The 21,902-nt window shown below is 41.0% G+C and carries 19 protein-coding genes; 15 read left to right on the forward strand and 4 right to left on the reverse strand.

The genetic code is table 11. From position 1 onward, the window contains the following. Positions 1 to 56 precede the first annotated feature (56 nt). A complete protein-coding gene (locus tag B3139_RS13720; RefSeq protein WP_293884003.1) occupies positions 57 to 1,391 on the forward strand; it encodes a sensor histidine kinase in 1,335 nt (444 codons plus the stop codon). 73 nt (positions 1,392 to 1,464) lie between these two features. After that, positions 1,465 to 2,139, forward strand: a complete 675-nt coding sequence (locus B3139_RS13725) for a response regulator transcription factor (RefSeq protein WP_293884005.1) — start codon at positions 1,465 to 1,467, stop codon at positions 2,137 to 2,139. Positions 2,140 to 2,142: 3 nt separating this feature from the next. Here the strand turns inward: B3139_RS13725 and B3139_RS13730 are convergent, their stop codons facing one another. Continuing rightward, positions 2,143 to 3,198, reverse strand: a complete 1,056-nt coding sequence (locus tag B3139_RS13730) for a DUF2157 domain-containing protein (RefSeq protein ID WP_293884007.1) — start codon at positions 3,196 to 3,198, stop codon at positions 2,143 to 2,145. Between the two features lie 157 nt (positions 3,199 to 3,355). Between B3139_RS13730 and uvrA the strand changes: the two genes are divergently transcribed. The 5 genes from uvrA (at position 3,356) to B3139_RS13755 (ending at position 11,082) form a co-directional block, all read left to right on the forward strand. Beyond that, positions 3,356 to 6,196, forward strand: coding sequence for an excinuclease ABC subunit UvrA (gene uvrA, locus B3139_RS13735; protein ID WP_293884009.1), 2,841 nt, complete (start codon positions 3,356 to 3,358; stop codon positions 6,194 to 6,196). Between the two features lie 302 nt (positions 6,197 to 6,498). Continuing rightward, positions 6,499 to 8,385: a DNA mismatch repair endonuclease MutL gene (gene mutL / locus B3139_RS13740; RefSeq protein ID WP_293884011.1), complete on the forward strand. Its 1,887-nt coding sequence runs from the start codon at positions 6,499 to 6,501 to the stop codon at positions 8,383 to 8,385. A gap of 12 nt (positions 8,386 to 8,397) precedes the next feature. Next, entirely contained in the window at positions 8,398 to 9,084 is a 687-nt protein-coding gene (locus tag B3139_RS13745) for a rhomboid family intramembrane serine protease (RefSeq protein ID WP_293884013.1), read from the forward strand. Between the two features lie 11 nt (positions 9,085 to 9,095). Next, positions 9,096 to 9,974, forward strand: a complete 879-nt coding sequence (locus B3139_RS13750) for a rhomboid family intramembrane serine protease (RefSeq protein WP_293884015.1) — start codon at positions 9,096 to 9,098, stop codon at positions 9,972 to 9,974. 43 nt (positions 9,975 to 10,017) lie between these two features. After that, on the forward strand, positions 10,018 to 11,082 hold the full coding sequence (locus B3139_RS13755) for an endonuclease/exonuclease/phosphatase family protein (RefSeq protein ID WP_293884017.1): 1,065 nt from the start codon (positions 10,018 to 10,020) through the stop codon (positions 11,080 to 11,082). Here B3139_RS13755 and B3139_RS13760 read toward each other — a convergent pair. After that, positions 11,072 to 12,682: a S41 family peptidase gene (locus tag B3139_RS13760; RefSeq protein ID WP_293884019.1), complete on the reverse strand. Its 1,611-nt coding sequence runs from the start codon at positions 12,680 to 12,682 to the stop codon at positions 11,072 to 11,074. The genes B3139_RS13755 and B3139_RS13760 overlap by 11 nt on opposite strands. Positions 12,683 to 12,998: 316 nt before the next feature. On the opposite strand from B3139_RS13760, the gene B3139_RS13765 reads away from it, so the two are divergent. From B3139_RS13765 to B3139_RS13785, 5 genes are all read left to right on the forward strand, one after another. Continuing rightward, positions 12,999 to 13,568: a hypothetical protein gene (locus tag B3139_RS13765; protein ID WP_293884021.1), complete on the forward strand. Its 570-nt coding sequence runs from the start codon at positions 12,999 to 13,001 to the stop codon at positions 13,566 to 13,568. A gap of 129 nt (positions 13,569 to 13,697) precedes the next feature. Further along, positions 13,698 to 15,095 (forward strand): class II fumarate hydratase, encoded by a 1,398-nt coding sequence (gene fumC / locus B3139_RS13770; protein WP_293884023.1) that lies wholly within the window; start codon positions 13,698 to 13,700, stop codon positions 15,093 to 15,095. A 3-nt stretch (positions 15,096 to 15,098) separates the two neighbouring features. Next, complete coding sequence (locus tag B3139_RS13775; protein ID WP_209578119.1) at positions 15,099 to 15,632, forward strand: fumarate hydratase; 534 nt, start codon at positions 15,099 to 15,101, stop codon at positions 15,630 to 15,632. Between the two features lie 63 nt (positions 15,633 to 15,695). Continuing rightward, positions 15,696 to 16,847, forward strand: a complete 1,152-nt coding sequence (locus B3139_RS13780) for an MFS transporter (protein WP_293884026.1) — start codon at positions 15,696 to 15,698, stop codon at positions 16,845 to 16,847. Positions 16,848 to 16,866: 19 nt separating this feature from the next. Next, a complete protein-coding gene (locus B3139_RS13785) occupies positions 16,867 to 17,868 on the forward strand; it encodes an acyltransferase (RefSeq protein WP_293884028.1) in 1,002 nt (333 codons plus the stop codon). A gap of 21 nt (positions 17,869 to 17,889) precedes the next feature. On the opposite strand, the gene B3139_RS13790 is transcribed toward B3139_RS13785, so the two are convergent. Both B3139_RS13790 and B3139_RS13795 read right to left on the reverse strand, forming a co-directional pair. Continuing rightward, positions 17,890 to 18,354 (reverse strand): copper resistance protein NlpE, encoded by a 465-nt coding sequence (locus tag B3139_RS13790; RefSeq protein ID WP_293884030.1) that lies wholly within the window; start codon positions 18,352 to 18,354, stop codon positions 17,890 to 17,892. A gap of 192 nt (positions 18,355 to 18,546) precedes the next feature. Next, a complete protein-coding gene (locus B3139_RS13795; RefSeq protein WP_070570272.1) occupies positions 18,547 to 18,921 on the reverse strand; it encodes a DUF3127 domain-containing protein in 375 nt (124 codons plus the stop codon). A gap of 77 nt (positions 18,922 to 18,998) precedes the next feature. Between B3139_RS13795 and B3139_RS13800 the strand changes: the two genes are divergently transcribed. From B3139_RS13800 to B3139_RS13810, 3 genes are all read left to right on the forward strand, one after another. Further along, entirely contained in the window at positions 18,999 to 20,180 is a 1,182-nt protein-coding gene (locus B3139_RS13800) for a THUMP domain-containing class I SAM-dependent RNA methyltransferase (RefSeq protein ID WP_209578269.1), read from the forward strand. After that, the gene (locus tag B3139_RS13805) at positions 20,173 to 20,820 is read left to right on the forward strand and encodes an HD domain-containing protein (protein ID WP_209578115.1); all 648 of its coding nucleotides are present in this window, start codon (positions 20,173 to 20,175) and stop codon (positions 20,818 to 20,820) included. Before B3139_RS13800 ends, B3139_RS13805 begins: the two co-directional genes overlap by 8 nt. Positions 20,821 to 21,073: 253 nt before the next feature. Next, positions 21,074 to 21,841, forward strand: coding sequence for a glycerophosphodiester phosphodiesterase (locus B3139_RS13810; RefSeq protein WP_293884035.1), 768 nt, complete (start codon positions 21,074 to 21,076; stop codon positions 21,839 to 21,841). Positions 21,842 to 21,902: the final 61 nt, after the last annotated feature.

Consider the following 21,902-nt stretch of genomic DNA (forward strand, 5'->3'; position numbering starts at 1 on the left):
AGGGTTAATACTGCGTTAAGGTATATTATATTGGCCTTCAGCAGTTATATTTGTGTATGGAATTGAAACCCAAAAATTATAGTGTTCTCTTTACATTATTTTTTGCTGTACTGATCGGCATTCAGGGCTATCAATTGTACAACACCTATCAGCTCAAACAGCGCGATATTTTTGCAACAGTAAAAAGCAAACTGAACAAATCTCCCAAAATTGACAGTCTTTTTGATGATGATTTAATGAGCAAGGACATCGCCAGAGACTACTACATCAAATTGGTTAAAAATGAGATAACAGCTCAACAGCTTAAAGGACTATATCATGCCAATGCGCATAAAACATCCGGGAAGCTCACACGCTATGTCGACAGTCTATTTCAACCACTGGGTATGGATGTTATCCTAAAAAAGGAGATCTTGGGTATTTATTTTAGAAACTTTAACAAGCAGATTGCTGATGGCCCCATTACGGTTTACACCACACAGGGAAATTTCCGACGACCTGTTGAACTTTCTTCCAGTGAATGGATAACGGAAAAAACCGAAACACAGAAAATTGAAGAGAGCATCCAAAGCAAGGAAATCTTATACACCTTTTTAGTCCATAGAAGGAGCTCTTTTGAGGTAACCAATCTCCACTGGATATTATTCAAAGAACTTACCTCCCTCCTGTTGAGCACCTTATTTATATTGGCCGCCTTTCTTTGGCTTTTTTATAGAACCATTCAAAATCTCAAAAAACAGCAGAAGCAGATCACCGTGCTTCACGACGTGGTTGACAATGTATCGCATGAACTTAAAACCCCTATTGCAACCTTAAAAATTGCCGCTAAGACACTTCGAAAATCGACAGGTGAAAATATTATAACGGTCATTGAGCGGCAAGTCAATCGCCTGGAACACACCCTTGCCCCACTGGCCGAAGACCTGAAACCATCGGGTCATCCTCCTGTTACCACGATGGAACTCCAAGCGATTTTCAATGATTTTCAATTGACGAACCCGGCCATTGCATTTGAAACAAGTCCATTGCCTGAAGGGAAATTATGCTTGGGCCTCAGCGATGCAACAACATTATTTCAGAATCTCATGAACAATGCTGTAAAGTATGGCGCGAAATGGCTTAAAGTTCATTTTGAGCAAAAGAAAAATAAGCTTTCAATTTACGTACAAGACAATGGTGATGGCATGGAGGAGTGCGAACTCCCTTATATTTTCGACAAGTTTTACCGTATCCAAAAAAACAATATACACGACACCAAAGGATTGGGAATTGGCCTTTTCCTTGTTAAAAAAATCGTGGATCGTTATCAGGGACAGCTTACAGTAACTAGTAAGCCTGGTGTAGGTACTACGTTTAAAATTCAATTGCCGCTCGTTGCTATTCCATCATAAGGTAGTGTAATCAGCTAGAGGGATGGCATTTAGCCGTAGATTAGTAGTTTAGATGAACGACTGAATATAAAAAATGAACAAATTACTCCTCGTTGAAGATGACGCTGATTTTGGCTTTATGCTCAAGCAATATCTTGAGCTGTCTGCATTTGTCGTAGATTGGATGGCGCAGCCTCAGGATCTTACGGAAAATTTTCAGCAGCTAGCCAGCTACGACCTGGTTATACTGGACGTGATGCTTCCTCAAATCAGCGGTTTTAGTCTGGCCAAAGAAATTAATGCCCTGCATCCCGCATTACCGTTTATCTTTTTAACCGCCAAAGAACAAAAGATCGACAAGCTTACGGGACTAAAAATCGGTGCTGATGATTATGTTACCAAACCTTGCGACCCTGAAGAACTCTTGCTTCGCATACAGAATATATTAAAACGAAATCAGAAAAATAGTACGCCAAGATCGATTGTCCTCGGGACGTATGTATTTCACCCTGAACAGTTAGTATTAAGCCATGCACAAGGTCAGTTTAAGCTCACCGAGCGCGAAGCACAACTGCTCCTATTTCTATGGCAACACAGGGGCCAGCTTGTCACCCGTGAAGATATTCTTGAAAAGGTATGGGGAAATGCAGATTTCTTTACTGGTAGGAGCATGGACGTGTTTATTACCCGGATCCGCAAATACTTAAGCCTCGATCCCAATCTGAGCATTAATTCCAATAGAGGTGTTGGATTTACCATCCATTTGTGACGATTATCCGGCTATTTCGTCTTTCCTTTTGTTCCATAATTTCTCTGCCCAACGGCCGACGAACCAGAAGGACACGGCCAAAATTAAAAAGAACACGGCTCGATTGATGTTGTCCCAGAGGTATTCCACATAACGTGTGTAGATATTGAGCACTAAAAATACAAACCCAACTTCTCTGCTCACATTGTCTTTCGCCTTTAAACCATAGACGACCAAAAATACAGATACCGCAGTTGACAATATCCCCCAATAGAACATATGGTATTGACGTACGGCGGTCCATTCATAAAAATCAGCATAATTCCCAAAAATAGAGAGTGTCCATAAGGATACCATCAGGTAGATCAATCCGACAATATAACTGATGGGCTGAAAGACTTGCAGCTGTGCGAACCGGGGTTGAGCCCAAACGGCCAGTGCAGTGATCAGTGTCCCAAAAATGGTGAACCGAAGGGGATAATTCATTCCCCAAAACTTGAATCCCCAATTGCTATGGTAAGCTGTTTCGGTGGCAAACCATACCCCTAGCGCCAAAAGCATAAATGTCCAGATGAGCTTACTATCAAGCTTAACAGCAAGGAAGCCATAAATCGCCACGGAAAGCAAAAATAAAAGCGAGTAGTGCATGGTATCTTTATCCAATACCTTACCCATGAATCCGATACAGGCTGCTGTAGCAAAAACTCCAATCAGCATCATGGTTTCGGTGGATAAATTTTTATAAGGATAGCGTTTCTTATAGCGAAACCCCAGGGTATAGAACAATACGGCCACGGCAGCAAAAAAGAAACAAAATAAGATATTTGGCGCTTCGTAAAGGGTATCCACAAAGGCTAGGAATGACGCATCGGTAAACAGCGAAAAAACAGCGAATACCAAAGATGCCAGTGCAATCCAAAAGGCATACCGAGCCAGTTGTCCCCAATCAAAACTTTTCACGTCTAAACTCTCCATCAGCTCGTTCGCTTTTTGCTCATCCAATAAGTTCTCTTTCTTCCAGAATTGGACAATATCATCGATCGATTGCTTTTCTTGTTTGCTGACGTCGTATTTTCGCATACATTTAGATTTACGGTGCAAGGTACATTATTTTTTTAAATCACTTGTATATCACATTTTGTTCCAAAAGTCAGATCGGCTCGCATAATTCCTTTAAAATCTGTAATTTTGCATGTTTTGCATTTAATCCCTCACAAAGGGACCTTAAGGAGTTTTCATGGCAATAAAAAGAAGTCCAGATTTGGGCGAACAAAGTGAAGTTCAGGTATTTGGAGCGCGTGCGCACAATTTAAAAAATATAGATGTTTCTTTTCCAAGAAATGAATTGGTTGTAATTACAGGTTTAAGCGGAAGTGGAAAGTCATCTTTGGCTTTTGACACCATTTATGCCGAGGGACAACGCCGCTATATGGAGACATTCAGTGCGTATAGCCGCCAGTTTTTGGGTGGTATGGAACGTCCGGATGTGGATAAGATATCGGGCTTAAGTCCGGTAATCTCCATTGAACAGAAAACAACCAGCAAAAACCCCAGGTCTACTGTTGGAACGATTACTGAAGTGTATGATTTTATGCGTTTACTTTTTGCCCGTGCTGGAGAAGCCTTCTCTTATGTGACCGGAAAAAAGATGGAGCGCATGTCGGACGATCAGGTCATTGAACGCATTCTGACTGAATTTGAAGGACAGGCTTTAAATATCCTGGCACCTGTGGTCAAAGGGCGTAAGGGTCACTATCGGGAATTGTTCGAACAAATCCGCAAGCAAGGTTATGTGAAGGTGCGTGTGGATGGGGAAATATTGGATCTTGTGCCAAAAATGCAGGTTGACCGGTATAAAATACACGATATTGAAATCGTTGTAGATCGTCTAAAAGTAGAGCGTGAAGATAAAAAGCGCTTACAGACCTCGGTCATGCAGGCGATGAAAACCGCAAAAGGAATCATCAAAGTCTCTAACAAGGATAATCAGGAGCAATTTTATAGCCGTTACCTCATGGATGCGGAATCGGGCATTTCGTATGATGAGCCACAGCCCAATACGTTTTCATTCAATTCCCCCTATGGCGCTTGTCCCACGTGTGATGGTTTAGGCTATATTTTTGAAATTGACAAGCATGCGGTTATTCCGGACAAAAAGCTAAGCATTCAAAAAGGCGGTTTAGCTCCTCTGGGCCCCACACGTGAAAACTGGACTTCGGAAGTCTTGAAAGCTGTCGCTAAAAAATTGGATTTTACCATTACAACGCCGCTTGAAAAACTCAATGAAGAACAGATTGATCAGCTTTTGTTTGGAAATAAAGAAGAGCCTATCGTTGTCACGGTTTCTTATGGCAGTTATGGCACGCGTGAATATCGCGTTGAATTTGAAGGCATCTTTAAGATGCTGGAGGAATTTTCGGGAAAATCGTCCGATGAAGCCCCTTCGTTAGATGATTTCAGAACAAAAGTTACCTGTCCTACATGTGCGGGTGCACGATTGAAAAAAGAATCTTTACATTTCAAAATTGCCGATAAGAATATTCATGAACTTGCTACGATGGATATTACTTCCATCAAAGAATGGTTTGACCAGGTAGAAAGTAAACTTGATGAACGCCAGCTTATTATTGCAACAGAGATCTTAAAGGAAATACGTGCGCGTTTGGGTTTCTTGCTGGATGTAGGCTTAAATTACCTGACCTTGGACCGTACGGCTAAGACGCTTTCAGGTGGTGAGGCACAACGCATCCGTCTGGCCACACAGATTGGTTCCCAATTGGTGAATGTACTTTACATTCTGGATGAACCGAGTATCGGCCTGCATCAGCGGGACAACGAACGACTGATCAATGCACTCAAAAACCTACGCGATATTGGTAATTCGGTGCTTGTGGTAGAACATGATAAAGACATGATCCTACATGCCGACCATGTTATCGACATGGGACCTGCTGCGGGAGTTCATGGTGGTACGGTGGTTGCCGAAGGCACACCCAAGGAAATTTTAAAATCAGACTCCCTCACGGCGGCTTATCTCAACGGAACAAAAGCGGTGAAAATCCCTGAAAAACGCCGTACGGGCAATGGAAAAACTTTGTCGTTACGAGGAGCAACAGGGCATAACTTGAAGAATCTATCGGTCTCTTTTCCTTTAGGAAAGCTTATTGTGGTGTCCGGTGTTTCGGGTTCGGGCAAATCCAGCTTGATTACAGGCACGTTATACCCGATTTTGAATAAACATTTTTTCAGGGCAAAAGCAACTCCACTTCCCTTCAAAAAAATTGAAGGGTTAGAACATATTGACAAAGTTATCGAGATCGATCAAAGTCCTATCGGTCGTACACCGCGATCTAACCCGTCAACGTACACAGGTGTATTCTCGGATATCAGAACCTTGTTTGTCCAGTTGCCTGAAGCAAAAATCAGGGGCTATAAGCCCGGGAGATTCTCCTTCAATGTGAAAGGTGGTCGTTGTGAAACCTGTCAGGGAGCCGGACTAAAGGTCATCGAGATGAATTTCCTTCCTGATGTGCAGGTTCCTTGTGAAACCTGTCACGGAAAACGCTATAACCGAGAAACTTTGGAGGTACGCTATAAAGGAAAATCCATTTCCGATGTTCTCGATATGAGCATCAACGATGCGGTAGATTTCTTCGAAAATGTACCGAGTATCTACCGAAAGATTAAAACACTGCAGGATGTCGGTTTGGGTTACATCACCTTAGGTCAGTCGTCGACAACCTTATCGGGAGGTGAGGCTCAGCGGGTAAAATTGGCTACTGAACTTTCTAAAAAAGATACTGGAAATACATTTTATATCCTTGACGAACCGACTACCGGCCTTCACTTTGAAGATGTAAATGTACTGATGGGTGTGATCAATCGTTTAGTGGACCGTGGAAATACGGTATTGATCATCGAGCACAATCTTGATGTTGTTAAATCGGCAGACTGGGTGATTGATATTGGTCCTGAGGGTGGTAAAGAAGGGGGCCAGGTCTTATTTGAGGGAACGCCTGAAAACTTAATTAAAAATAATAAAAGCGAAACAGCACGTTTCTTAAAGCTGGAGATGTAATGTCGCTGGAGATGTAATGTCATTGAAACGGAGGACCGTTGTTCCTATTCCGGACATGGGTAATACACGCTGTATCTGACCGCCGTTAAATTGTGCATAAGCAATTCGATAGCGTATATGCAATAATTATGTCGGTTTTGCAGTTTGTTTTAGTATGTCAATAAGGTATCATTTACAGCCAGTTCATTGGGATAAGTGAACGTTTTAAAGGCTTTTATTTTAAAGAAACAAGTGGAACGTCCATTTGATTTTCATCCGTGTTTATACGCTGTAAATATGGATATTTCGTAACTTTGTATTATATGTCGGATATTATTCAATTACTTCCAGATAATGTTGCTAATCAGATTGCGGCGGGAGAAGTGGTGCAGCGACCAGCGTCTGCCATTAAAGAATTGATTGAGAATGCTATTGATGCTGGAGCTGACAAAATAAAACTTATTGTTAAAGACGCAGGCAAGTCATTGATTCAGGTCATTGACAATGGCTGCGGCATGAGTGTGACTGATGCCCGCCTTTGCTTTGAACGGCACGCAACATCAAAAATTCGTAAGGCTGAAGACTTATTTGCAATCCGAACAATGGGTTTCCGTGGTGAAGCAATGGCATCCATTGCTGCGATAGCACAGGTCGAACTCAAAACACGCCGCTTCGAAGATGAGCTAGGGACAGTTGTTGAGATAGAAGGATCAAAAGTTGTCAACCAATACCCGGAAGCTGTTGCTGCCGGAACAAATATTTTAGTAAAAAATCTTTTTTACAATATTCCTGCACGGCGGAACTTCTTAAAGAGTAACTCCGTAGAAATGCGTCATATTATTGATGAATTTCAACGTATAGCCTTATCCAATCCGCAGATTTTCCTGACCTTGCACAGCGACGGAAATGAAATTTATCATTTGCCCGCGGAGACGCTCAAACAGCGTGTTGTCCATATTTTCGGAAACAATTACAATCAGCGCCTTGTTCCTGTCGAAGAGGACACATCCATCATCAAGGTAGAAGGTTTCGTTGGGAAACCCGAGTTTGCAAAGAAAACTCGTGGTGAACAGTTTTTCTTTGTCAACAAACGCTTTGTACGTGATCCTTATCTGCATCATGCTGTCATGAATGCTTATGAGGATATTTTACAAGCCGAAACATTCCCTTTCTATGTCTTATTTATCGACATAGATCCTGCGCGAATCGATATCAATGTACACCCCACGAAAACCGAAATCAAGTATGAAGACGATAAGGCCATTTACGCCATTATCCGTTCAGCCGTAAAAAGATCACTGGGGCGGTACAATATCATGCCATCTTTGGATTTTGAACAGGAAACAAGTTTCACCAATCTCATTACAAAGAAGGCATTGGATGAAATTATCGTTCCAACAGTAACTTTCAATCCGGACTTCAACCCATTTGATACGGACAAATCAAAATCCAGTTCGAGCTATACCCGATCAGAAAGCTATGCTGAAGGGCTTACCAAGAAAACGGGCGGGATTCCGAGCAACTGGGATTCCCTCTATCAAATTGTCGAAAAAGAGGAGTCCGTCCAGCTGCCGTTGCATAGAAAATCTGAGTTGGATGCCGATGGTCCACAGGTAATTCAAGTCGAAGATAAATCATCATCGAAGCTCTTTTTCCAGCTGCATAATAAATATATTGTTTCGCAGATTCACTCTGGATTTATTCTGATCGACCAGCAGGCAGCGCACGAACGTATTCTTTTCGAACAGTTTCTTACGCAGCTGGATCAACATAAAGGTCTGAGTCAGCAAAGTTTGTTTCCGCAGACGTTAGATCTGAATGCTGCAGATAATGAATTGATGAGAGATCTCCTGGAGGACATCAATGGCTTGGGCTTTCAAATTCGTGAATTTGGAAAAAATTCCTATATTATTGACGGAATCCCTGCAGACTTAGGAACAGGATTCGATGAAATAAAGATGATTGAGAAAATATTGGAAGATTATAAAAACAATCAATCTGAGTATAAGCTAGCTAAGCGCGAAAATCTTGCCAAGAGCCTTGCCCGCAATGCCGCCATTAAACCGGGCACTGTATTGGACAACACGGCTATGGCAGAGCTGGTGGATAAGCTTTTCGCCTGTCACTCGCCCAATATCTCCATTTATGGAAATCCTGTAATTGTAACATTTACATTGCAAGAATTAGCGGAAAAATTTGGTAAAAACTAGAAGATAAAATATATGTTTCCACAATTAACACCTGTTATCAAGAATTTATTGATCATCAATATTGTATTTTATATTGGATCGCAAATTGTACCTGTAGCATATGATTATCTTGCGGTCTATTATCCAGACTCGCCTTATTTTAAAATCTGGCAGGTAGTCACGCACATGTTTATGCATGATAAAAAAAGTATTACCCATATCTTCTTCAATATGTTTTCGCTGGTCATGTTTGGGCCAATGATTGAGCAGGTACTTGGATCGAAACGTTTTTTAAATTTCTATATGGTATCCGGAATCGGTGCGTGGTTTCTTTATACCGCAGTGAATGGTTTACAACTCTACAATGCAACGGGTTCTTTTGCCCCCCTCCATGGTATGAATGGGAACGAGCTTATCTCATTGGCAAATACCGGGAATAATGAAGCCCTAACTTATCTTATTCCAATGCTGGGTGCGTCAGGGGCGATCTATGGTGTTCTATTGGCATTTGCCTACCTTTTCCCAAACATCCCACTGCAATTTTTGTTTATTCCTGTACCAGTCAAAGCGAAGTATATGATCGGTGGATTTATCCTCATCGAAATTTATATGAGCTTATCTCGACCGGGAGATTCGGTGGCTCACCTGGCTCACGTCGGAGGAGCACTATTCGGCTATCTACTCCTTAAGCTGTGGAAGATTAGAAAGGGAATTTATTAATATCGTGCGAAATGAATAACATCGGACTAAAAGATTTTTGGAGACAAACCTATAAAACTGGATCACCAGTACCGTTAGTAATTAGTATTCAGGCATGTTTGTTTGTCCTCATCTATTTTTTGGATCTACTCTTTGAATTACAGATCGTTTCGCAGAGCTTGCTGGAACCTTTAGTGAGAGGATTAAGCCTTCCAAGTAGCTTTTCCCGTTTTCTCGAACAGCCATGGTCTTTGTTTACATCGAATTTTGTCTATGTCAAACTTTGGACTATACTCTTCGAGAGTTTATGGCTTTATTGGGTCGGCCAGATTTTCTTCACTTTCTTGAACAAAAGGCAATTTCTATTTATTTATATCACCTCCTGGCTATTTGGTGGTATCCTATATGTGGGGTTCGGCTCGCTTCTTCCGATCTCCAGCGAGCTACAGCTCATGGGAGGTGCGCTTCCTTTGGCGGCGGTATTGGCGGCCATTGTCACTTTAGTTCCCAAGTACGAATTACGTTTATTGCTCATAGGTAACATCAAGCTAAAATTGGTGGCCATCATTTATTTTGGACTGGAATTCCTTGCACTCACCATGACAAACCGGCCCGCGGCCATTTCCTATTTTGCCGTTATTTTGTTCGGAATGGGATTCACCTATGCATTAAAATCGGGGATGGACTGGTCCACAATATTCCAGAAAAAACAAAATAAGCCTGCAAAAATGAAAGTCGTTGTAGGCAACAACATACAGACAAATCGGAAACATCGTTATGACTTGCCCAATCAGGCCGAAATCGATGCTATTTTAGATAAAATTTCTATTTCTGGCTACGACAGTCTAACAAATCCCGAAAAAGAAACGCTCTTTAGGGCAAGCAATAGTGGTGATAAGGTTGATGGATAGAAGGACATTTTTAAGAAGAAAACTGGGGTTTATAAGTAAAACAATGTTCCTGGCGAATATGCTTGCGATCATTGCCTTGCTGATGAGCTATTCAGCGACTTTCATCAATCCTAAATCCTTTTGGCCTATAGCCTTTATGGGGTTAGGCTACTTTCCTATACTTATTATAAACATTTGTTTTATTTTCTATTGGCTACTGCGGAAGCGAAAAATCGCTTTTTATTCACTCGTAACGATCCTCATTGGATGGCCTTTTCTAACTAAACACTGGAATATTCGCAAAGAGAATGCCCCCGTCTCGTCGGAAACACGTACACTGCGCATCATGACCTTCAATGCACATTTATTCAAAAAGGTAAACGATGAGAAAAAAAACTTTAAAGCCGATGTTGTTCGCATTATCGACAGTATATCTCCAGATGTGATCTGTTTTCAGGAATATATAAGTAAAATTAAAGGAAAGCACGTTTTCTCGGAAGAGTTTAAAGATAAGCTCGGCTACGATTACTTTTTCTTTGAACCAAGCTCTAAAAATGATTACGAGGCCTATGGAATGGCTGTCCTTTCACGATTCCCGATTTATGATTCAGGCACTATAAGAGACAACGATTACGGGATCAATCGAATCAGTTATGTCGATGTTAAAAAACAGGATACTTTGATTCGCATCTACAATATACATCTCCGTTCTTTTGCGCTTCAAAATGAAGACAAAGAGTTTATTCAGAATTTATCCAATACTAATGAGTTGGATAATTCAAGAACACGTAGACTGAGTCGCAAACTGAAGAATGCCTTCGAACTGAGGAGTGAACAGGCACATTCGTTAAAGAAGCATATGAATGAATGTCAATATCCTTATATTGCCGTAGGTGATTTCAATGATACACCAATGAGCTACTCGGTCAATCTGATTGGAGATGGTTTGTACAATGCGTTTAAGGAGAAAGGCAATGGTTGGGGTGTGACGCATCATGCCCTTTTACCGATCTTTCAGATTGATTATATTTTTGCAAGTCAGAAATTTGAGGTGATGAACTATCAGATCGTCAAAAAGAAATTATCAGATCACTACCCGGTATGGTCTGATCTTAGGCTTAAACCTTAGGCATCTGATAACCTAATGTTTTAAGTCCTATTTCAATAAATTTATCTCTTCTATTTTTGATTTTATAGTAGGCTTCACGGCCGAAATAATAGCGTCCTACTAATGCTTCGATATCGGATTGAATGATATCATGTAAATTTTTAGCTTCTCTGGACGTCACCGAAATACGCTTTTGGCTATTGAGATATGAAATAAATAAATCAAATTCTGCCGCTGGCAAATGGTAGCCGCTTATAAAATTCTCGATAGAATATGCGGGCAGCTGTTTTGTGAATCGATCATAAACGAACTCTTCGATTGCATTGGAATGAAAAATTTCGCGGTATTTGGCACTGGTCTCATTGGTATCAATCGGGATAGTCACATCGGGAAGAATACCGCCACCACCAAACACAAGCTTCCCTTTGCTGGTTGTAAACATTTCTTTTTGACTAAATTCAGTATCCATGGTCCAAAGATCGAAGCCTGTCATGTATTTTGATGCATCAAAATTGGCACGTGTATATTTTCGCTGAATACATCTTCCAAGTGGCGTATAGTAACGTGCCACGGTCAAATTGATTGCCGAACCGTCTGAAAAATCAAATTGCTCTTGTACCAAACCTTTGCCATAGGACCGCCGGCCGACGATTGTTGCCCGATCGAGGTCTTGAAGAGCGCCGCTCACAATTTCACTTGCTGAGGCAGTGCTTTCGTTAATCAGCACAATGACACGGCCATCGCCAAACTCGCCAGGTTTTTCGGAATAGAAATCTTGACGTGGCTCATTGGCCCCTTCGGTATACATCAGGAGTCTTTTTTCCTGAAAAAATTGCCCCGCTAGATCAATTGCCGTGTGCACAAATCCACCACCATTATTACGTAAATCTAAAATAAGATCCTGCGCTCCACTTTTTCGTAAGTCAATGAGTGACTGCCTGAATTCGTCTGCTGTCTTATGTCCAAACCTTCGAATTTTAACATAAGCTGTTTTGGGAGCGATCATATAGGATGCATCTAAGCTTGAAACATTGACCTGATCACGGATCACTTTTATTGGATTGCTCAATACCACTCCATTACGCTGAATGGAAATCAATACCGCTGTTCCTTTCTTTCCACGGATCAGTTTTTCTATTTCATTTTCGGTCACTTTTCTTCCGACAAGGTCCTTATTTCCGATCTTTAAAATGCGGTCACCAATACGCATTCCTGCTTTCTCAGCAGGGCCTGCAGCAACCATTCCAACAACGAGGAGGGTATCTTTCAAACGAAAATATTCTACTCCAATACCGTCAAATGTTCCTTCAAGTGTCTCCTGCTTGGCCTGCACTTGATTTGGTTTCAAAAATGAGGAAAAAGGGTCTAAGCGAGAAACTACATGCTCAATGGCTTCGTCCTGAACGGTGTCTATACTGACATTATCGACGTAATTTTCGGCAATTAATTGAATGAGATATTGCAATTTATCCGAGTTACCGTTGGAGCGTAAGCTAGAAAAAGTTGTTTTTTGATTACTTCCTTGCTCTTCAGCATAATTTTGTCCCAACAGCAAGCCGAGAAGCAATACCGCAGCATATGTAGCGGCTACAAAAATATTTCTTTTAATACTTTTTTGCATGGGAAATCTTCCTGAATTATCGAAGAAGAGAAAAATTATTCAACATTCATTACCTGATCAAAAATAATAAGTTTATTCGGTTAAACGAGTACGTGACCATATTTTTACATTAAAAATAAAAAACCGTACTATGGTCTAGGACAGCCTGTCAGTGCCATTCGTCCGTTCAATTCCATCCCCACATCTCTTCGATCGCTCGAAGAGCAAGCCGTAGGGACTTTCTCACTCTTTTCCTCAAAACAGTACTATGCCTGTAATTTAACTTGCAAATCCGCGTAAATTTATCTTAGTTTGAGTCGAAAACGATTCAACTGGTATGCACGAAATCGAACCTTATTACAATTGGCGGGATTATTACATTGCCGCTGACGATGAACAATCGCCCTTCTATGGCACCATCTATAGCGAATTTGATTTTGACAAACAGATCTATAATTTTCTCCTCCATCCGCAATGGGATGAATTTGGTTCGCTTACTTTATATTTAAAAATACTGTTTGTAGACTATGAGAAACAATATTGCATTATCGAACTGATTGGTGAATGGAATGATGCCATCTACAATGATATCATGTTATTCAAGCGAGAAATTATTGATGTATTGATCAGTCAAGGTATCAAATATTTTATTGTAATCGGCGAGAATGTGCTGAATTTCCATGCTTCAGACGACTCGTATTATGAGGAGTGGTTTCAGGATATTGAGGATGGCTGGATTGCAGGGATTGGTTTCCGTGAACATGTTATCGAAGAGTTCCAACAACAGAATATAGATTATTACATTAATTTTGGAGGGGGGTTGAATACACTTGCTTGGCGAACATTAAAACCGAAACAGGTATTCTACCATGTGAATGAATCCTTGACAAAACGTCTTGGTTTTTAAGATTTGCTTATTGGGAGTTTTATTCTTAATCCTTGTTCTTTACTGTATTATCCTGTAACTTTGTGATTGATGTATTATGCGCTTAGCGCATGTACTTTTAATTTTACGTTTTACTTATACTTACATACTATGTCATTCAGAATTGAAAAAGACACGATGGGTGAAGTTCAAGTACCTGCAGACAAATACTGGGGTGCACAGACAGAGCGTTCACGCAACAACTTTAAAATCGGGCCGGCAGCTTCCATGCCACACGAAATCGTCGCAGGCTTTGCCTATTTAAAGAAAGCAGCAGCTTATGCTAACCACGAGCTGGGCGTATTATCTGTGGAGAAACGGGATGCCATCGCTGCAGTATCTGATGAGATCTTAGCGGGCAAATTGGATGATCAATTTCCACTGGTTATCTGGCAGACAGGTTCGGGCACGCAATCCAATATGAACGTGAATGAGGTTGTCGCAAACCGTGCACAAGTGTTGGCTGGACATAAAATCGGTGAAGGCGAGCCTGTGTTAAAAGCAAATGATGACGTAAACAAATCACAATCATCGAATGACACTTTCCCTACCGGAATGCATATCGCGGCTTACAAAGCTGTTGCAGAAGTTACCATTCCAGGCGTAGAAAAATTGCGTGACACCTTGGCTAAAAAAGCGGAGGAGTTTAAAAATGTAGTTAAAATTGGCCGTACACACTTGATGGATGCTACTCCGTTAACGTTAGGTCAGGAGATTTCAGGATATGTTGCTCAATTGAACCATGGTTTGAAAGCTTTGAGAAATACACTTTCGCATTTATCTGAACTTGCATTGGGTGGTACTGCTGTCGGTACAGGATTGAATACGCCAAACGGTTATGACGTAGTGGTTGCAAAATATATCGCTGAATTTACAGGGCTTCCTTTCGTCACCGCTGAAAACAAATTCGAGGCATTGGCTGCTCATGACGCAATTGTTGAAACTCACGGAGCATTAAAGCAGTTGGCTGTAGCCTTAAATAAAATAGCAAACGATATCCGTATGTTGGCTTCTGGACCACGCTCTGGTATCGGTGAAATCTTGATTCCTGAAAACGAACCAGGATCATCGATTATGCCAGGTAAAGTTAATCCGACACAATGTGAAGCATTGACTATGGTGGCGGCTCAGGTGATGGGTAATGACGTTGCAATCACCATTGGTGGAACACAAGGCCATTACGAATTGAACGTGTTTAAACCATTGATGGCGGCGAATTTCTTGCAATCGGCACGCCTATTGGGTGATGCTTGTGTTTCATTTGAAGAGCATTGTGCTGCAGGTATTGAGCCAAACTACAAGCGCATCAAAGAATTGGTTGACAACTCATTGATGTTGGTAACAGCGCTAAACACAAAAATTGGTTATTACAAATCTGCAGAAATTGCTCAAACAGCACATAAAAACGGGACTACGCTGAAAGAGGAAGCGGTACGTTTGGGTTACGTAACTCCTGAAGATTTTGACGCTTGGGTAAAACCAGAAGATATGGTTGGAAGTTTAAAATAAGCTGTGACTTTTATTTCAATTAAAAATATAAAAAGAAAAACATACCTACTGGCTGTTGTCATAGGTATGTTTTTCTTTTCTAATGCCTGTAAATTCAATTCGGATATGCAGAGTGAGGGCGCCCCTTTTTTGCAGGGAGAGTGGGTTCAGGATAGTATTCCAGGACAGCAGCAGATGATGCAATATACGTTGACCGATTTCAAGTTCACTTGCGACTCTGTTTATGCGACCATGCATGTCAACAATAAAGTACAAACAATCCCGGATAGCTGTTACAAAAACGGTTCCTGGACGGAACATGCAAAGGGGATCTATGTTTTGCGCGGAGACTCTATCCTTGTGGATGGCATTTACACGAAAGCTAATGGCAAGCAGAAGATTTCTGGCTGCTATCTTTCCGGCCAGTATATCCCCCGGTTTAAAGTCGTATACCATGCTGCTGATTCGGTCGTGCTGGAAAGCAGATTAGATCAACGTCAGATCATCTTAAGAAAAACTAAAAATATTACTTGTGTCCCTCAAAAAAGGTATCAGTAGTTTTTAGTACAATCTATTTATTATCTTCGTACCATTATCGTACAACCTCAACCTTAAAACACAATGAACAAAGGAATTATTTCTTTGGCATTTGGCGGACTTGCCATCGGAATGACCGAATTCACGATGATGGGAATTTTGCCGGATATTGCCCAAGATCTTCATATCGAGATCCCTACAGCCGCCCATCTGATTGCACTCTATGCACTAGGTGTTGTTGTCGGTGCCCCTACATTAGTACTATTTACGGGTAAATATCCTCCAAAGAAGGTATTGCTGTTTTTAATGCTGCTATTTTTTATCTTTAATGGCCTTTTTAGCATCGCACCGGGACAGTTTTTGATCAGTCTCTCCCGGTTTATGGCTGGACTTCCGCATGGTGCTTTCTTTGGTGTCGGTTCTGTCGTTGCGGCCAGACTGGCTCCAAAAGGAAAAGAAGCGCAGGCTATCTCCATTATGTTTACGGGAATGACGATTGCTAATTTAGCGGGCGTACCATTGGGCACCTACCTGGGTCATCATTATTCCTGGCGTTTGACTTATGGAATCATCAGCATACTGGGATTAATCACTTTTGCCGCGATTTATGTCTGGATGCCAAAAATTGAAGCCGCGAAAGGAAATAATATTTTTAGCCAACTCAACTTCTTCAATAAAAAAATTGCCTGGCTGTTAATGGCAATCATCGCCATTGGTACCGGTGGTCTTTTTGCCTGGATCAGTTACATCGCCCCATTAGTGACCAATGTATCGGGCATCGCTGCTGATCGCGTACCACTAATTATGATTCTGATCGGCGTTGGTATGTTTTTTGGAAACCTTATTGGTGGTAAATTAGCCGACACCATTTCACCAACCAAAGCAGCTATCGCGAGCTTTTCAGCCATGGCGCTTTGCCTTGTGATGGTTTATTTTATATCGCCTTTGGAATGGACAGCTTACCCGTTAGCATTTATCACCGGATTAGTGTCGTTTACCATTGGTTCACCGACCCAGCTCATGCTGATCCGTGCTTCGAAAGAGGCCGCCACGTTGGCGGCAGCAGGTGGTCAGGCTGCCTTTAACCTCGGAAATACCTTGGGAGCATTTTTAGGTGGAATTCCAATAACCTTGGGTTTGGCGTATAATGCGCCGTCACTTGTTGGCGTGGGCATGGCGACCATTGGAGCACTCCTAACCTTCCTTTATTTGAAAGTCTACGACAATAAACGCTAGTAAAAAATAGCAAAATCAAATGGCGCGAACCAGTTATATCAGTGTACTACGTATTGTGGCGATATTGCTCGTTATCTTGATTCATTCCTCTTCAGGTTATCTGAATAGTAATGAATTTCAGTCATTCGATTGGAAATATGCCAATTGGCTTAACAGCTTTTCGCGCTTTGCAGTACCGCTGTTTGTCATCATCTCAGGCGCCCTGCTTTTACAGAAAGACGAAAGCACGGGCGAATTTTATCGAAAACGTCTGTTAAAAATTGTTCCGCCCTTTCTTTTTTGGAGTATCGTTTATCTGGTCTACTATTTCATTCGTTACATTGATTTTGACTACATCGGTTTTCCACAAGTTATCAACATTGTGTTAATTCGCTTAAAATCAGGAACCAATGCCCACCTATGGTATCTATATATGATCCTTGGCCTCTACCTGGCAGTTCCTTTTATCCGTAAAATTGTAGGCAACTGCAGTAAAAAAGAAATCGAGATCTTTTTGGGACTTTGGTTTGCTTCCTTATTTTTCATGAATAAATGGTTTAATAGCTACCTGCCTAATTTTGACCTAACTTTTTTCTCGGGGTATATGGGTTATCTGGTTTTAGGCCATTACTTGCGCAACTATCCCATCCAGATGGGAAAATTACCGAGTTCTACATTTTTCCTGATCTGCTGTTTGATGACTACTGCTGGAACATATTATTTAAGTGTGTCACGAGGGGAATTTGATCCAACACTTTACAATTACCTTTCGCCAAATATCGCTTTGAGCGCAGGCTTTCTATTTGTATTTGTTCAACGGCTTAAACTCCCAGAAAACCTCCATGTATTCTGGGAATTTATTGATAGGCACAGCTTTGGTATTTACTTATGTCATATATTGTTGCTTAACTACATCCATCCTTTGCTTCCACTGTCCACTTTGTGGAAAATACCGACTGCAACAGTGAGCACGCTGTTGGCAAGTGCGCTGCTGACCTATTTACTACGGAAAATCCCGTATGGCAAATATGTCAGTGGATAAGTCAAGCAAGGAAATTTTGCTTTACAATTTTTCTCCTTCGACCTTATTATATACATAAAGATGTGCGTTGGGACCTTCGATCTCATGACCTTCCTGATCCAGCCCGATCAACTTATTTTCCCCAACTTTTAATTTCATATTGGTTTCTTTCCCTGTCAGATGAACGACGGCCCCTTTGTCGTGCCACATGACTTTGCCACTGTCCTCTACCTTGGTATTTTTATTTATATATTCACTCACAATAGTGAACGTATTGTTATTTTTTAAGGTAATGTTGGTTTTGATTCCCTCACAGTCGGCACAGGGAATAGTAGCTTCGTAAGTACCATGCCAATCGAGTGAATTGCGTGATGTATGGAAAGTATCCACCGCAACAGTCTCGTGGGCAGCAGAATCTGCAGCGGCTTGCTGACTATTTTTTGAGGTTTGATTGCATGCACTTAGCGAAATCGCTGCTAAGCAAAAATAGAATACGGGTAATTTCATAGCTGTTATTTTTTGATTTAAGACATCCAACAGCAAGCAATTTCAGCGCCAAGAAAAGTAGCGGTTGGTATCGGGCTATCTGTATTATAAAAAAGGCTTCTTGAGGAAGCCTTTTTTATTGTAGATAACTGTATTGCTTACAGTTTAAATAATCTATTTGCTACCGCGAGCAGTGCACAAATCCTATTCCGATTAGAATGGTAGATCATCGTCATCTGATGAACCCGCTAAATCTACAGGAGCAGGCATATCTGCGTAACCTGGGGAAGAAGGTGCTGGAGCAGCATTACCTAATTTTGTTACACGCCATGCTACCAATGAGTTAAAATAAGTTGTTACACCATCTTTATTAGTCCAAGGACGACCACGAAGATTAAAAGATACTTCTACCTCTTCACCAATCGCTAGGTTATCAAAAATTGACGTTCTGTCTTGTGTAGCTTCAAAACGGATATACTCAACAAATTGTGGGTTTTCGGCATAAGCTACAATCATATCGCGTTTTTTGAATGATTCTGTCACTTGTTGTGTCGCTCCTATCTCGTGTACTTTTCCTCTAATTTCCATAATCAAAAAAATAAATATTAAAGCGTAAAATTAAGCAATTTTTGAGGAAGAGTTTAATTAACTTTGTACAAAATATGATGGAAGTTTTCAACACCCCCAATAAAGTTATTATAACGTGCAATAAGCGCTTATCACCTTATTTGCAGCAGGAAGTTAAAGAGTTAGGTTTTGACATTGTCAGGGCATTTCCCACAGGAGTAGAATTAAAGGTCAGTATAAATGATACGATCAAGCTGAATCTGAATCTACGTACAGCCTCTCAGATTTTGTATTCGTTAAAAGAGTTTACAGCCAATAATCCCACGGAGCTTTATGAACAATTGAGTCAAATTGCCTGGGAAGAACTCATTCAATTTGATGGATACTTCTCGGTCAGCTCCAATGTGGACAATGAAACAATCAGCACTCCTTTATTTGCAAACGTAAAGGTTAAAGATGCTATCGTGGACCGCATCAAGGAAAAAAAGGGCATGCGTCCTAATTCAGGTCCAGACAACAATAAGGCTGTTGTACACCTGTATTGGAAAGATGACCGCGCAGAAATTTTCATAGATACTTCCGGTGAGACCCTAGCAAAACATGGTTATCGCAAGATTCCTGGAAAAGCTCCGATGCTGGAAGCTCTTGCAGCCTCAACAATTATGGCATCCAAATGGGATGGCAATGCTCCATTTGTAAACCCGATGTGCGGTTCCGGAACTTTAGCGATTGAAGCCGCTCTGATTGCAACAAATAGGAAACCGGGTTTGCTGCGCATGAATTACTCTTTTATGCATTTCATCGGTTATGATGAAACTGTGTTCTTCCAGGAGCGCAGACTACTTAAAGATCAAATCAATAAAAAGGCGGCCCCACAAATTATTGCAAGTGATATTTCGGAAGAGGCGATCAATGTTTCCAAGATGAATGCCAGAACTGCCGGCGTGGAACAATTAATTTCATTTGAAGTATGCGATTTTGCCGAAACACACGTTCCTAAAGAGGAAGGTGGCGTTATTTTATTCAATCCTGAATACGGTGAACGCCTAGGCACGCACAGCAAACTGGAAATTACCTACAAGCGTATGGGGGATTTCATGAAGCAGGAGTGCAAAGGGTATAGAGGCTATATATTTACAGGGAATCCAGATTTGGCAAAGAAAATTGGGCTGCGTGCATCCCGAAGGATAGAGTTTTATAATGGTAAGTTAGATTGTAGATTATTAGAATACGAATTATACGAGGGTACTCGCGAAAAAACAAAAGTATTGTATGAATAACATTATTGAGCGCACAGTAGCATTTGTGCAAGACCGATTGAAATTTGCAGAAGCAGGCCACGATTGGTCGCATATTCAACGCGTATGGAACAATACGAAGTTAATTTTAGAAAATGAAACGGCGGATGTCATGGTCTGCGAATTAGCCGCGCTATTACATGACATCGCTGACAGTAAGTTTCATGATGGCGACGAAACTGTAGGCCCTCGTGTTGCCGGAGAATTTTTGGCAAGTCTAGAAATTTCGCCTGAGATCATTGACCATGTCAAAAAAATTATCTTCAACATGTCTTTCAAAGCAAGCTTAGGCGAAGTGTCATTCCATTCGAAAGAGATGGAGATCGTGCAGGATGCTGATCGTCTGGATGCCATCGGAGCAATTGGTATTGCCCGCGCATTCAGCTTTGGCGGAAACAAGGGACGTGAGATGTATAACCCTAACATTCCTGTGCAGGAATATAAGGATAAAGAAGCATACAAACATTCAGAGGCCCCTACAATCAATCATTTCTACGAAAAACTGTTGTTGCTAAAGAATAAAATGAATACAGAGGCTGCGAAAAAAATAGCAGCGCATCGCCATGATTATATGCTCAACTTCCTTGATGAGTTTATAGCCGAATGGAATGGTAAAAAATAAATTACACTTAACAATTACTAAATATAAAAGTGGTACTTTAGATCTTGTACATTGAGATAAAAAGTACCACTTTTTTGCTTTCTATAACGTCAGCTTTAAAAATTATTCGCGAGAAATGATGATATGATCAGTGGTGCTCTTATGCGGTTTACAAGATAATCTTTCAGATTAAGTGTCCGAAAACAGGAATAAATCAACGAGTGAAACGGATAATTTATACCGTTTAAAACAAACACTCCTACATAATTATAGCATGAAAAAACATATTTTTAGTTGCCTTACGCTAGCCATGGTGATCTCATCCTCGGCATTATTTGCACAAACAAAAGCCATTGCGCATCGTGGCGTATGGAAAAACAGCCACCTTCCCCAAAATTCAATTGCATCTTTAACTGCGGCTCACGATCTCAAGCTTTTTGGGTCTGAGTTTGATGTGCATTTGACCAAAGACAACATACTGGTTGTCAACCATGACAATGATTTCTATGGTATTGATATTGCTACAGCAACGTACAAAGAACTCTTGGAAAAGAAGCACCCTAACGGCGAATCTATTCCTACATTGGAAGAATATCTTCATGCTGGAAAAAAATTGAAAGGCTTGCGTCTTATCCTTGAATTGAAAACCAATAAGCTCGGCCTAGAGCGTACACTTGAAGCGACAACAAAAACGGTGGAAATGGTTAAAAAATTAAAAGCAGAGAAGGTCACTGACTATATTTCTTTTAGTTTTGAGGCTTGTCAGAAGATTCACGAGATGGCTCCAAAGGCCAATATCCAATACCTTACGGGTGACAAATCTCCGGCTGAGGTAAAGGCTGCCGGAATAAATGGATTGGATTATCACTTTTCAGTTTTCAAAAAGAATGGCACATGGTTGAAAGATGCACATCAACTTGGTATGAAAGTGAACGCATGGACAGTGAATACTGCTGAGGAGATGACCAATTTAATCAATCAGAATATTGATTTTATTACAACGGACGAGCCTGAAATGTTGCTCCGTGTATTAAAGAAATAAGAATGCTTTAACATAGTCATGGCCCACAATCAGCCGATTAAATAGAAGGCCGACTTCGTGG

Origin of the sequence: Sphingobacterium sp. UBA1498 (assembly GCF_002325125.1) — a bacterium.
In the GTDB taxonomy this organism is placed as follows: domain Bacteria; phylum Bacteroidota; class Bacteroidia; order Sphingobacteriales; family Sphingobacteriaceae; genus Sphingobacterium.